This window comes from Escherichia sp. TW14182, assembly GCF_000208525.1.
In the GTDB taxonomy this organism is placed as follows: Bacteria; Pseudomonadota; Gammaproteobacteria; order Enterobacterales; family Enterobacteriaceae; genus Escherichia; species Escherichia ruysiae.
Genome location: NZ_AEJZ01000085.1, coordinates 1 through 13,728, shown reverse-complemented (window position 1 = coordinate 13,728; position 13,728 = coordinate 1). Strand labels below are relative to the sequence as shown.

Genomic DNA, 13,728 nt, shown 5'->3' with positions numbered 1-13,728 from the left:
TGCATTCCTGGCATCCGACGAAGCAGCTTACATCACGGGTGAAACTTTGCATGTGAACGGCGGGATGTACATGGTCTGACCGCGATTTGCACAAAATGCTCATGTTGCGCGCAGTCTGCGTGGTTATGAGTAATAATTAGTGCAAAATGATTTGCGTTGTTGGGGGGTATGGCCTCAAAATAACGTAAAATCGTGGTAAGACCTGCCGGGATTTAGTTGCAAATTTTTCAACATTTTATACACTACGAAAACCATCGCGAAAGCGAGTTTTGATAGGAAATTTAAGAGTATGAGCACTATCGAAGAACGCGTTAAGAAAATTATCGGCGAACAGCTGGGCGTTAAGCAGGAAGAAGTTACCAACAATGCTTCTTTCGTTGAAGACCTGGGCGCGGATTCTCTTGACACCGTTGAGCTGGTAATGGCTCTGGAAGAAGAGTTTGATACTGAGATTCCGGACGAAGAAGCTGAGAAAATCACCACCGTTCAGGCTGCCATTGATTACATCAACGGCCACCAGGCGTAAGTGAACATCTCCAGGCGGTCGTTCGACCGCCTGAGTTTTATCTTTTTGTCCCACTAGAATCATTTTTTTTCCCTCCCTGGAGGACAAACGTGTCTAAGCGTCGTGTAGTTGTGACCGGACTGGGCATGTTGTCTCCTGTCGGCAATACCGTAGAGTCTACCTGGAAAGCTCTGCTTGCCGGTCAGAGTGGCATCAGCCTAATCGACCATTTCGATACTAGCGCCTATGCAACGAAATTTGCTGGCTTAGTAAAGGATTTTAACTGTGAGGACATTATCTCGCGCAAAGAACAGCGCAAGATGGATGCCTTCATTCAATATGGAATTGTCGCTGGCGTTCAGGCCATGCAGGATTCTGGCCTTGAAATAACGGAAGAGAACGCAACCCGCATTGGTGCCGCAATTGGCTCCGGGATAGGCGGCCTCGGACTGATCGAAGAAAACCACACATCTCTGATGAACGGTGGTCCACGTAAGATCAGCCCATTCTTCGTTCCGTCAACGATTGTGAACATGGTGGCAGGTCATCTGACTATCATGTATGGCCTGCGTGGCCCAAGCATCTCTATCGCGACTGCCTGTACTTCCGGCGTGCACAACATTGGTCATGCTGCGCGTATTATCGCGTATGGCGATGCTGACGTGATGGTTGCAGGTGGCGCAGAGAAAGCCAGTACGCCGCTGGGCGTTGGCGGTTTCGGCGCGGCACGTGCATTATCTACCCGCAATGATAACCCGCAAGCGGCTAGCCGCCCGTGGGATAAAGAGCGTGATGGTTTCGTACTGGGCGATGGTGCCGGTATGCTGGTGCTCGAAGAGTACGAACACGCGAAAAAACGCGGTGCGAAAATTTACGCTGAACTCGTCGGCTTTGGTATGAGCAGCGATGCCTATCATATGACGTCGCCGCCGGAAAATGGCGCAGGCGCAGCTCTGGCAATGGCAAATGCTCTGCGTGATGCAGGTATTGAAGCGAGCCAGATTGGCTACGTTAACGCGCACGGTACTTCAACGCCTGCTGGCGATAAAGCCGAAGCACAGGCAGTGAAAACCATCTTCGGTGAAGCTGCAAGCCGTGTGCTGGTAAGCTCCACGAAATCCATGACCGGTCACCTGTTAGGTGCGGCGGGGGCGGTAGAGTCTATCTACTCCATCCTGGCGCTGCGCGATCAGGCTGTTCCACCGACCATCAACCTGGATAACCCGGATGAAGGTTGCGATCTGGATTTCGTACCGCACGAAGCGCGTCAGGTCAGCGGAATGGAGTATACCCTGTGTAACTCCTTCGGCTTTGGAGGTACTAACGGTTCGTTGATCTTTAAACGCGTTTAATCCTTAAGTAGATAGTTAAAAAGCGAAACACAATGTGTTTCGCTTTTTTTACGTCAACTTATTGATAAGTAAACGTAAACTGCACAACAGTATGGAATTCACCAGCCGTGACCGTACCGGTAGGTGTATACATCCGTGCAGCAAGTGGGAAGGTCGCTTTTCTACTGGCCTTGTCGACGTTTACCGTCATTTTACCATCCGGGCTTATTTCCGTTATGTGGTCATCCGTCATAATCTGCAGCGCCATCCCGGTGGCATCCCCAAGTGTATTCGCGAACTTCGTCTGGTCAACAAGATCGCTTTCCCCGGTAAACAACGCTGTAACACTGCTTGTTGATGCAGGGCAAGAAGATAAATTCAGACTAAAGTTCTGCCACTCACTGGTATGGCCGACCGTGTCGTAATTAACGGCTCGCGCCTGCTCAAAGCTGACAGTTTGATCCTTCGTTTGTGTGTCTATGACGCATGCTGATGCTACCACCGTGCCATTAATGTTAATATCAGCCGCTTGGGCAGAGTGAAATGCACATAAAGGCCAGAGCGTTACCAGTAAGGTAAAAATTGTGGCACTTCGTTGAGTAATCATGGCGCTAGCACCTGTTACTGATAAGTAAATGTTGCCTGAACCAGGCCGGTGATTGAACCAGGCATCACATTTCCTTTCGATACAGCCCGCGTACGAAGCTGAAGGTCATAGGCGTGAGAACCAGGAATAGGGGTATTATTGATTGATGAACCATTACCCAACGTTGTAGAACCATCCTGCGTAGTGAGCTCAAGAGAGAGATTAGTTGCTGAACCAGTATTGGCGTAGTTTGTGGCAATATCACCGTCCGGCGTACCAGAGAAAGCGACGCTAAAGCTGGAGGTTGAGAGTGGGCAATTGGTTAATTGCAAAGAGAAGTCTTTCCAGGTGGATGCGCTTCCCGCAGCCGAAAGAGAATCCGCCTGAATATTATCGCCAATATTTACATTCACGGCACTATTCCCACCATTAACGACGCACGGAGATGCCAGTACTAATCCATTAATATTGATATCTACCGCATTAACGGAGGAAGCCCCCAGAAGACTGCTGGCGATAACAAATATTATAAACTTACGCTTCCATATTATATTCATCATTTTTCCTTAATTATATTGTACAGTAAATTGCAATGCGGATTTTACCTGGCCGGTGGTTATGTTATTAACATCGTCAATGTAATAAGCTACTTTATATTCGGGTATTGTATAATCACCTGAGCCGATATAATTCAATGCAAAGTTATTGTTAAACTGATCGAATCCGCTTCCATCGGGGTTTTGAAATTGCACATATACGCCTTGCGCATAACCGGTTCCGGTCTCACCGTTCATCACGCCATCCACCGAGCCGTGAGTTCCGTATAAGGCGCTAAATTTGTAAGAGATACCCGTAATTGCGCCCGGACAATTTGTTAATGTTATCGTAGGTATTGGCGTAGCCAGTTGTGCCCCACTGACTGCATTACCGCCATAAAGTGTTGTAAGATTCACTTCTTTTGGGGCATTTATCGTGCATGGCGTCATGGTAGGCTGCGAAGAAACTCCCGAGCGTGCAAGAAATGATTTATCCGAATAAGTGCTTCCCGGCGGGTTGTGATAATTTAATGTGACGTCACGAACAGCGACAAGAGGTCCTGGCGGTATCTGCTCTGTAAGACGAACTAATTCATACTTGATGTGTATGTAACCACTCTTGCTTAAACCTTCCGGGAAAGTCAGCGTGTGAGGTGCTGCTTTCGCCAAATTTGGTGTGGTATCTGTTGGGGTTGAAAAATTGAGTTGATATGCAATGCCAATACCTGGATTGCTAGTTTGATATATGGTTGCTCCGTCGCCCGTTGTTCCGACCACCGTCCCATTTACTGTAAGATCGGCATATGCACTGCCAGAACCTCCGGACGCGATATTGATCCAATAAAATTTATTCCAGTCATCAAACCAGGTTGTTCCACCTACACTCGTTGGTATGCTCCACGTTGAAAAATCATGAGGGTAAGTGACTACCTGTGCAGTATCAGTCTGAAATTGCGATGCTGTTGTTGTTAACGGCAGTGATGCAATGCCTGAGATAAGAAAGATGATTACCCTTTGTTTATTCATAGCATTGTTTCCTCTTTTCTGGCTCAATTTATTCGCACCTTCCATGGCTCTCTAATACACTATTTGTCGATTGCTGTTGAGTGACGTTGAATTCAACCCGGCAATTTTGGTGCGCATCGTTTCCCCATTTAACAGCGAGTACACCACTGTCTGGCATACCTGTCATATAGACTTGTCCGTTATCGCCGACGATAAAGCTGTTTGCATTTTCACTGTTAAGCAGGGTGACAATGGCTCCGAAAGGTATTGCTTCTCCCGATGGTTTATCCAGCATCATTAATACACGATTACCTACGCGAATATTAAAGTTTGCTCGCGCGATAGCGCCACGTGTCGGCGTTACTGTACGTGAGGAGAGCTCAACATCTGCATTTTCAGGTAATGCTTCAGTGTTAAGTGAAATAGTGTTTTCACGATAGGGGCTGATATAAGGAACGATCGTGTAGCCACGAAAGTCGGTGTTTACACCTGTCTGGTTACTGATATTTACACCGCTGGCACCTGGCGCTTCAACCAGTGCAGTGGTTTCTCCCAGGGACTGGCTTAGTGTGATGCCATTGGCATGAACAACAATACCCCCATCAATACCATAGTTCACCCGGTGCTGGTTCTGGTCATAACTGTACGCAGCATTGACGCGACCATAGGTTCCCTGATAGTCCAGGCTGGCATAACCGCCATTACCTACACCGTGATCCGTTTCACTTTCCTGAATATTCCAGTTGAGGTTCTGATCGTCAAGCGCAGAACCATTCATGCCTACAGAATGACTGGTATCGCCGTGTTTACTGGTATTCAGACTGTAGCTCGCCCAACTGTTATTCAACCAGCGATTTAATGGAATATTGATATTAAATGAGAAAATCTGATCGCTATTGTAGTACTTATTACGCGTTGTATTATTGTCGCGGTAATTACTATTGTCGTTGGTATTACGGTTATAACTGTAATTCAGGCTGTAAGTCATGCCGCTCCAGCTATTACTGTAGCCAACGCCAACAGAACGCATTTGTCGATCGCTGTTCCAGTAATCTTCGCTAATGGCATTAAGCGATACTGAACCAGCATTCTGTCCAAGATTTTGGTTAAGCAGGAACTCCGCTCGATTACGCCGCCGTTCTGGCATGTTTTGATTATTTTCACGCCAGGTGTCGAGCGTTTCTTGTAGTGAATAATAACCCGATGTGGAATAGCGGTAGCCCGCGATAGAAACGTTAGTCCCGGTGGCGAGAATGTTTTTACTATAGCGTACCCGTACTGACTGACCGCTGGTTTTCTCTTGTTCCTGCTGTTGGGACCAGGCCTGGGCGGTATCGATAGATAAGGCGCCCATTTCACCCAAGTTTTTACCCATACCGAAAATTAATGATTGATAATGTTGCGAGAATTGCCCACCGCCATATAAGGTAAATCCAACGGGCAGGCCATATATGGCAGTTGCTTGCGTGAAATACTCTTTATCAACACGACTGTCATAAGAGCGGTATTTTCCGCTGGTCACGCTATATTTCAGGCGGCCTTCACGTTGCAACACGGGGAGCGATGCAAAGGGAACAACCTGGTGCTGTTCACTGCCATCCGCTTCTTTGACCGTTACGTCCAGATCGCCGCTACTTCCGGTCGGATACATATCCGTGATTTCAAATGCGCCTGGCGAAACATAAGTTTGATAAATGGTATAACCATTTTGTTTAACAATAACCTGCGCATTGGTTCTGGCGATTCCGCGTACAACAGGTGCATAACCACGCATACTGTCAGGTAACATATCGTCATCAGAAGCTAGCTGCACACCGCGAAACGGAACGCTATCAAACATATCTGACGGAGAAGAGCTTTCTCCAAGCGTGAGCTGGCTCTTGAGCGAAATGATATTTCGCTGGGCATAGGTATACAGAGAATCCCAGTTGTTCTGGGTATCACTACCAAAAGTGTTACGACTCCAGGTACTGTAATTACGTAAGCGCCATGGCCCGATATTTAATCCAGGAAGGAGATTAAGATAATAGCTGTCAGAATCAGATGAATTGCTATCACGCGATTTTGTATTAGCACCGGTGAAATTGTAGTTCAGCAGTAACGCATTTATTCCTTCATCCAGATTTTCAGGCGCCACGTATCCACGCGGTTTCGCTTCGACTGCCGCTTGAGGTATTTCCACCATTAGCTGCTGACGGTTAAAAATGAGTTTTGCCGAGGCCATCGGAATTGCCGCGAGATTGGCGCAGCCTTCATTATTGATCAGTTGCGGGAATAACTCGGTACGAACACCAAATTGCTTTAATTTTTCCACCGATATGCATGGTTGCAATATGTTCTGACCCTGAAGGTCTTTCTGCATACTGAAAGTAATATCGTGTGTACCCAGCGACATTTTGTTTAGGTAAACGTCAACACGATAGGTTCCAGGAATCTGACCGACACCCTCTTCAAAAACGCTAAGATCTGAAATACCTGAGCCAGGGCCGTCGATTCCCAGTAATGCGGGGTTAAAATATTCGCGTGCATATGCCGATGAGGCGAGAGACAGGGCGCATTGCAGAGCAACGAAACAGGCAATTTTGTTCCGTATCATTTTCTTTTTATTGATTCTTGAACTCATTACACATCCTTATGCAGTTAAATGACGTCTTACAAAGAAGCGTTGTGTACGTCGCCTGCTGCACCGTAATCACTGATGATTGTCCAGCTTACATTTCCTGTTGTGTTGGCTGGAATTTGAAATGTCGCACTACTCATAGGAGCAACATATGTGGCATCAGGTAATGCTTTTCCGCCAATCTTGACCTGACTGAAGTTCATATAGTAAGCAGTTGGGTTGGTGACAGTGATTTGCTGTCCGCTACGTCGCCAGGTCAAATTTTTCACGACTTGTTCTGGTAATGTGGACGAAATCTCATGTGGTCGATAAATCAATTTAATTCGCGTTTTAATGGCAATTTGCAAGGTGTTGACATTTTCCTGCTTTTCAGTTGCAGGTATCGTTTTAATATTCATCCAGTACATCGTTTCGCGATCTGTCGGCAGATTGCCGCCAGCGCGAATAATGCGCAACGCATTTTCTTCAGTGGCGCCCAGGCGGAACAGAGGGGGGGTAATAATAAAAGGGGCTTTGGCGTTGGTTTGCGGATCTCCATCGACCCATGATTGAATAAGGTAGGAGGATTTATCCGGATTTTTCAGGTGCAGAGACGTTTCTTTTTTATCGCCGTTATAAATAACTCGTGTTCCTCCAACAATGACACCCGCCTGTGCAACAGAGTTGGATAATAACAATGCAGTAGCAAGAAAATAAGTCGATAATTTCATCTCAAAAACCTTTAAAAGGTAAAACCGAGTAACTCAGGTTTTACCTGACGTAATTATATTAAAATCAGGCGTATCTTAGTTATACGCTAACGTAAAGTTCACAGTACCATTTGCACTACCAACCGCTATGGTATCTTCTGTAGCGATATAACGTGCAAAGAAGTCCAGGTTAGTGTCGCCAGTGCTATTGAGAGCCGTGCTATCGGATTCAGTACCGAGAGGCAGCACGCTACCGGAAGAATTCATGAGCTGAATTGCAACACCTTTTGCTACACCGGTTGTACCGTAATCAGTAACTTGTAAAGCATCCTGATTGATCTGATCCGGAGTACCATCGTATTTAACAGCAACATTTTTGAGCTCATTCGGGCAATTTTTTAATACCAGTGTAAATTTGGTATTTGCAGCAGTAGTCCCAGCCGTAGCGTTAAAAGCTGTTTTAGCAATTGTGCCTAATTTCACTGTCATTGGAGATGACAGCGTACTGTTAACTTCACAGCCTGATTCAATGATATCTCCAATAAAATTTATTTTACCATCATCTGCAGAGGCGACAGAGCTAAGACCAGCGGTTGTTACTAAAACCAGAGCGGCTAGTTTGAATTTCATTTACATTATCCTTGAGATTGCAGCAAATATGCTTACTTTGACAGTACTAAGGCACTGCCATCACTCCAGTGAATTTTAAATTCCTCAGGAAAAAATATAATATTAAAGCACGAAACGTTAAACACCTTATTTTTACTTAAATATGTTTTTAGGCATACTTAATTGATTCGTATTGCGTATGATTGGTGGTGAAGTTTGTGAGGATTGCTGGGGGGGTTGTACAATCATATTGATGATTTAAATGTGTGCTGTCGTATAAATATCTTTGGGCAATCAAAAAGAGGCCAGTGAACAGATAAATTTGAACATAGAAGCTAAAATAATTTATTGTATTTCTTTGTTTATTGGGGAAGTGAATGTTTTTAATTAATGGAAAATGTAACAATGAGTTACCGGCTTGTGACAGGAGCATACAGTTCGGTGATGGATGTTTTACAACGGCTGTGATAAACCGTGGGCAGGTAGTACTCTTGACCGCGCATTTAACACGTTTACGTGAAGCCTGCTCCCGTTTAAGCATTCCTTATTCCGACTGGTCTATACTGGAAGATGAGATGCAAAGTCTGGCACGACAAGCTGAGCGTGGCGTTTTAAAAGTTATTATCACTCGCGGCAGTGGTGGTCGAGGATATAGCATCGCCCACTGCGAATCGCCTGGGCGCATTTTATCTGTCTCCCCCTTTCCTGAACATTACACCCGCTGGCGGCGGGAAGGTATTACTCTGGCGCTAAGTCCAGTACGCCTTGGACGTAATCCTTATCTCGCAGGAATTAAACATCTTAATCGGCTTGAGCAAGTACTGATCCGCTCTCATCTTGAGCAGACAAACGCCGATGAGGCGCTGGTTCTTGACAGCGATGGGTGGGTTACGGAATGCTGTGCGGCTAATTTGTTCTGGCGCAAGGGCAACGTAGTTTATACGCCGCGTCTGGATCAGGCTGGTGTCAACGGCATTATGCGACAATTCTGCATCGGTTTACTGGCACAATCCTCTTATCAGCTTGTCGAAGTACAAGCCTCGCTGGAGGAGGTGATGCAGGCAGATGAGATGGTAGTCTGTAATGCGTTGATGCCAGTGATTCCCGTGCGTGCCTGTGGCGAAGCCTCCTTTTCGTCAACAACGCTATATGAATATTTAGCCCCACTTTGTGAGCACCCGAATTAGTCATGAAAAAAGTGTTATTGATTGTCTTGTTATTGCTGGTGGTACTGGGTATCGCCGCTGGTGTGGGCGTCTGGAAGGTTCGCCATCTCGCCGACAGCAAATTACTTATTAAAGAAGAGACGATATTTACCCTCAAACCGGGAACCGGACGTCTGGCGCTCGGTGAACAGCTTTATGCCGATAAGATCATCAATCGCCCACGGGTATTTCAATGGCTGCTGCGTATCGAACCGGATCTTTCTCACTTCAAAGCCGGAACTTACCGCTTTACACCGCAGATGACTGTGCGTGAGATGCTGAAATTGCTGGAAAGCGGTAAAGAAGCACAGTTTCCACTACGCCTGGTGGAAGGGATGCGTCTGAGCGATTACCTCAAACAATTGCGTGAGGCACCGTATGTCAAGCACACGCTGAGCGACGATAAATATACCACCGTGGCACAGGCGCTGGAGCTGGAAAAACCGGAGTGGATTGAAGGCTGGTTCTGGCCAGACACCTGGATGTATACCGCCAATACCACCGATGTTGCGTTACTCAAGCGAGCACACAAGAAAATGGTGAAAGCGGTTGATAGCGCCTGGGAAGGGCGTGCGGACGGTCTACCTTATAAAGATAAAAACCAGCTGGTGACGATGGCATCAATTATCGAAAAAGAAACCGCCGTTGCCAGTGAGCGAGATCAGGTTGCCTCGGTCTTTATCAACCGTTTACGCATTGGTATGCGCCTGCAGACCGACCCGACGGTGATTTACGGGATGGGAGAGCGTTATAATGGCAAACTTTCTCGTGCAGATCTGGAAACGCCAACAGCGTATAACACCTACACCATTACCGGTTTGCCGCCAGGCGCGATTGCTACGCCGGGGGCTGATTCGCTGAAGGCTGCTGCGCATCCGGCAAAAACGCCGTATCTCTATTTTGTGGCCGATGGTAAAGGTGGTCACACGTTTAATACCAATCTTGCCAGTCATAACAAGTCTGTGCAGGATTATCTGAAAGTGCTTAAGGAAAAAAATGCGCAGTAAGTATATCGTCATTGAAGGGCTGGAAGGCGCAGGCAAAACCACCGCACGCAACGTGGTGGTTGAGACGCTTGAGCAACTGGGTATCCGCGACATGGTTTTCACTCGGGAACCTGGCGGTACGCAACTTGCCGAAAAGTTAAGAAGCCTGGTGCTGGATATCAAATCGGTAGGCGATGAAGTTATTACCGATAAAGCCGAAGTGCTGATGTTTTATGCCGCGCGTGTACAGCTGGTAGAAACCGTCATCAAACCGGCACTGGCAAACGGCACCTGGGTGATTGGCGATCGCCACGATCTCTCCACTCAGGCGTATCAGGGCGGTGGTCGTGGTATTGACCAGCATATGCTGGCAACGTTGCGTGATGCCGTTCTTGGGGATTTTCGCCCTGATTTAACGCTCTATCTCGATGTTACCCCAGAAGTCGGCCTTAAGCGCGCGCGCGCGCGCGGCGAGCTGGATCGCATTGAGCAAGAGTCTTTTGATTTCTTTAATCGCACCCGCGCCCGCTATCTGGAACTGGCTGCACAAGATAAAAGCATTCACACTATTGATGCAACACAATCGCTGGAAGCCGTCATGGACGCGATTCGCACCACCGTGACTCACTGGGTTAAGGAGCAGGGCGAATGAGATGGTATCCATGGTTACGACCTGATTTCGAAAAACTGGTAGCCAGCTATCAGGCCGGAAGGGGTCACCATGCGCTACTGATTCAGGCATTACCTGGCATGGGCGATGATGCCTTAATCTACGCTCTTAGCCGTTATTTACTTTGCCAACAACCGCAGGGGCACAAAAGTTGTGGTCATTGTCGCGGATGCCAGTTGATGCAGGCGGGGACGCATCCCGATTATTACACTCTTGCTCCCGAAAAAGGGAAGAATGCTCTGGGCATTGATGCCGTGCGTGAAGTCACTGAAAAGCTGAATGAACACGCACGATTAGGCGGTGCGAAAGTTGTCTGGGTCACTGATGCCGCCTTGCTGACCGATGCTGCTGCCAATGCCTTGCTGAAAACGCTGGAAGAGCCGCCAGCGGAAACCTGGTTTTTCCTCGCTACACGAGAACTTGAACGCTTACTGGCAACACTGCGCAGCCGTTGTCGCTTACATTACCTTGCACCGCCGCCAGAACAGTACGCAGTGAGCTGGCTTGCGCGTGAAGTGACAATGTCACAAGAGGCCATAATAACCGCATTGCGTCTGAGCGCCGGTTCGCCTGGCGCGGCGTTGGGGCTGTTTCAGGGAGATACCTGGCAGGCACGTGAGATACTTTGTCAGGCATTGGCACACAGCGTGCAATCGGGTGACTGGTATTCGATGTTGTCGGCACTGAACCACGAACAAGCTCCGGCGCGTCTGCACTGGCTGGCAACTTTGTTGATGGATGCGCTCAAACGCCATTATGGCGCTTCACAAGTCACCAATGTTGATGTTCCTGGTGTTGTCACCGCACTGGCAAACCAGCTTTCTCCCTCTCGCCTGCAGGCTATACTGGGGGATGTTTGCCAAAGTCGTGAGCAGTTAATTTCTGTCACAGGCGTAAACCGCGAGCTTGTCATCACCGATCTTTTACTGCGTATTGAGCATTACCTGCAACCGGGTGTTGTGTTACCGGTTCCTCATCTTTAAGAGAGACATTATGTTTTTAGTCGACTCACACTGCCATCTCGATGGTCTGAATTATGAATCTTTGCACAAGGACGTGGATGACGTTCTGGCGAAAGCCGCTGCGCGCGATGTGAAATTTTGTCTGGCGGTCGCCACGACATTGCCCGGTTACCTGCATATGCGGGATCTGGTCGGCGAACGTGACAACGTCGTTTTTTCTTGCGGCGTGCATCCGCTCAATCAGAATGATCCCTACGATGTGGAAGATTTACGCCGTCTGGCAACAGAAGAGGGCGTTGTTGCGCTGGGTGAAACCGGGCTGGATTATTATTACACGCCGGAAACAAAAGTCCGTCAGCAAGAATCCTTTATTCACCATATCCAGATTGGTCGCGAACTGAACAAGCCGGTTATCGTCCATACGCGTGACGCCCGCGCCGATACGCTGGCTATTCTGCGCGAAGAAAAAGTGACGGATTGTGGTGGCGTACTACACTGTTTTACAGAGGACAAAGAAACGGCGGGCAAGTTACTGGATCTCGGATTTTACATCTCCTTTTCCGGCATTGTGACCTTCCGTAATGCGGAACAACTGCGCGATGCCGCGCGTTATGTCCCGCTGGATCGACTCCTGGTGGAAACTGATTCGCCTTACCTGGCGCCAGTGCCACATCGAGGAAAAGAGAATCAACCTGCAATGGTTCGTGACGTTGCAGAATACATGGCTGTGTTGAAAGGTGTTGCCGTTGAAGAACTGGCGCAGGTAACCACCGATAACTTCGCCCGTCTGTTTCACATCGACGCTTCCCGCCTTCAGTCCATCAGTTGAATGAATTTTTTTTAAGCTCGTAATTAATGGTTAAAACGAGTAAAGTTCACCGCCGCAAATTGGGCGGTGGCTAACCATGTTTGTAATATCTTGACATATGTTTTGTCAAAATGTGCAACTTCGCTAAAGACCTGAAGTTGAAACGTGATAGCCGTCAAACAAATCGACACTGAATTATTTTACTCTGTGTAATAAATAAAGGGCGCTTAGATGCCCTGTACACGGCAAGGTTCTCCCCCCTTGCCACGCGTGAGAACGTAAAAAGCACCCATACTCAGGAGCACTCTCAATTATGTTTAAGAATGCATTTGCTAACCTGCAAAAGGTCGGTAAATCGCTGATGCTGCCGGTATCCGTACTGCCTATCGCAGGTATTCTGCTGGGCGTCGGTTCCGCGAATTTCAGCTGGCTGCCAGCCGTTGTATCGCATGTTATGGCAGAAGCAGGCGGTTCCGTCTTTGCAAACATGCCACTTATTTTTGCGATCGGTGTCGCCCTTGGCTTTACCAATAACGATGGCGTATCCGCTCTTGCCGCAGTTGTTGCCTATGGCATCATGGTAAAAACCATGGCTGTGGTCGCGCCGCTGGTACTGCATTTACCTGCTGAAGAAATTGCCGCTAAACATCTGGCGGATACTGGCGTACTTGGGGGGATCATCTCCGGTGCGATTGCAGCGTACATGTTTAACCGTTTCTACCGTATTAAGCTGCCTGAGTATCTTGGCTTCTTTGCCGGTAAACGCTTTGTACCGATCATTTCTGGTTTGGCTGCCATCTTTACTGGCGTTGTGCTGTCCTTCATTTGGCCGCCGATTGGTTCCGCAATCCAGACCTTCTCCCAGTGGGCTGCTTACCAGAACCCGGTAGTTGCGTTTGGTATTTACGGCTTCATCGAACGTTGTCTGGTGCCGTTTGGTCTGCACCATATCTGGAACGTACCTTTCCAGATGCAGATTGGTGAATACACCAACGCAGCAGGTCAGGTTTTCCACGGCGATATTCCGCGTTATATGGCGGGTGACCCGACTGCGGGTAAACTGTCTGGCGGCTTCCTGTTCAAAATGTACGGTCTGCCGGCAGCTGCGATTGCTATCTGGCACTCTGCTAAACCAGAAAACCGCGCTAAAGTTGGCGGTATCATGATCTCCGCTGCGTTGACCTCGTTCCTGACCGGTATCACCGAGCCGATCGAG

At 48.0% G+C, this 13,728-nt stretch carries 15 protein-coding genes; 9 read left to right on the top strand and 6 right to left on the bottom strand.

All coding sequences use genetic code 11. The annotated features are described in order from the left end of the window. From EQY_RS24445 to fabF, 3 genes are all read left to right on the top strand, one after another. On the top strand, positions 1-79 hold a 79-nt coding region (locus EQY_RS24445), incomplete at its 5' end, for an SDR family oxidoreductase (RefSeq protein ID WP_138984112.1). A 210-nt stretch (positions 80-289) separates the two neighbouring features. After that, the gene (acpP, locus tag EQY_RS0108785; protein WP_000103754.1) at positions 290-526 is read left to right on the top strand and encodes an acyl carrier protein; all 237 of its coding nucleotides are present in this window, start codon (positions 290-292) and stop codon (positions 524-526) included. An 89-nt stretch (positions 527-615) separates the two neighbouring features. Next, complete coding sequence (gene fabF, locus EQY_RS0108780) at positions 616-1,857, top strand: beta-ketoacyl-ACP synthase II (protein WP_000044680.1); 1,242 nt, start codon at positions 616-618, stop codon at positions 1,855-1,857. A gap of 58 nt (positions 1,858-1,915) precedes the next feature. Here the strand turns inward: fabF and EQY_RS0108775 are convergent, their stop codons facing one another. From EQY_RS0108775 to EQY_RS0108750, 6 genes are all read right to left on the bottom strand, one after another. Beyond that, on the bottom strand, positions 1,916-2,443 hold the full coding sequence (locus tag EQY_RS0108775; RefSeq protein ID WP_000632672.1) for a fimbrial protein: 528 nt from the start codon (positions 2,441-2,443) through the stop codon (positions 1,916-1,918). 14 nt (positions 2,444-2,457) lie between these two features. After that, positions 2,458-2,979: a fimbrial protein gene (locus tag EQY_RS0108770; RefSeq protein WP_001021712.1), complete on the bottom strand. Its 522-nt coding sequence runs from the start codon at positions 2,977-2,979 to the stop codon at positions 2,458-2,460. A 9-nt stretch (positions 2,980-2,988) separates the two neighbouring features. After that, positions 2,989-3,984, bottom strand: coding sequence for a fimbrial protein (locus EQY_RS0108765; protein ID WP_001041736.1), 996 nt, complete (start codon positions 3,982-3,984; stop codon positions 2,989-2,991). Positions 3,985-4,012: 28 nt separating this feature from the next. Next, positions 4,013-6,586 carry a fimbria/pilus outer membrane usher protein gene (locus EQY_RS0108760; protein ID WP_000098584.1) on the bottom strand — a complete coding sequence of 858 codons (2,574 nt, stop codon included), beginning with the start codon at positions 6,584-6,586 and terminating at the stop codon, positions 4,013-4,015. 29 nt (positions 6,587-6,615) lie between these two features. After that, entirely contained in the window at positions 6,616-7,293 is a 678-nt protein-coding gene (locus tag EQY_RS0108755) for a fimbria/pilus periplasmic chaperone (protein ID WP_000778187.1), read from the bottom strand. Between the two features lie 75 nt (positions 7,294-7,368). Then, entirely contained in the window at positions 7,369-7,902 is a 534-nt protein-coding gene (locus EQY_RS0108750; RefSeq protein WP_000669543.1) for a fimbrial protein, read from the bottom strand. Positions 7,903-8,258: 356 nt separating this feature from the next. Between EQY_RS0108750 and pabC the strand changes: the two genes are divergently transcribed. From pabC to EQY_RS0108720, 6 genes are all read left to right on the top strand, one after another. Next, on the top strand, positions 8,259-9,068 hold the full coding sequence (pabC, locus tag EQY_RS0108745; protein ID WP_000478694.1) for an aminodeoxychorismate lyase: 810 nt from the start codon (positions 8,259-8,261) through the stop codon (positions 9,066-9,068). A gap of 2 nt (positions 9,069-9,070) precedes the next feature. Further along, complete coding sequence (yceG, locus tag EQY_RS0108740) at positions 9,071-10,093, top strand: cell division protein YceG (protein WP_000756884.1); 1,023 nt, start codon at positions 9,071-9,073, stop codon at positions 10,091-10,093. Continuing rightward, on the top strand, positions 10,083-10,724 hold the full coding sequence (tmk, locus tag EQY_RS0108735) for a dTMP kinase (protein ID WP_001257008.1): 642 nt from the start codon (positions 10,083-10,085) through the stop codon (positions 10,722-10,724). The genes yceG and tmk overlap by 11 nt, the downstream gene beginning before the upstream one ends. Beyond that, positions 10,721-11,725, top strand: coding sequence for a DNA polymerase III subunit delta' (gene holB, locus EQY_RS0108730; protein WP_001267910.1), 1,005 nt, complete (start codon positions 10,721-10,723; stop codon positions 11,723-11,725). The genes tmk and holB overlap by 4 nt, the downstream gene beginning before the upstream one ends. A gap of 10 nt (positions 11,726-11,735) precedes the next feature. After that, positions 11,736-12,533, top strand: coding sequence for a metal-dependent hydrolase (locus tag EQY_RS0108725; protein ID WP_000480284.1), 798 nt, complete (start codon positions 11,736-11,738; stop codon positions 12,531-12,533). Positions 12,534-12,825: 292 nt separating this feature from the next. Continuing rightward, on the top strand, positions 12,826-13,728 hold a 903-nt coding region (locus EQY_RS0108720; RefSeq protein ID WP_000475695.1), incomplete at its 3' end, for a PTS transporter subunit EIIC.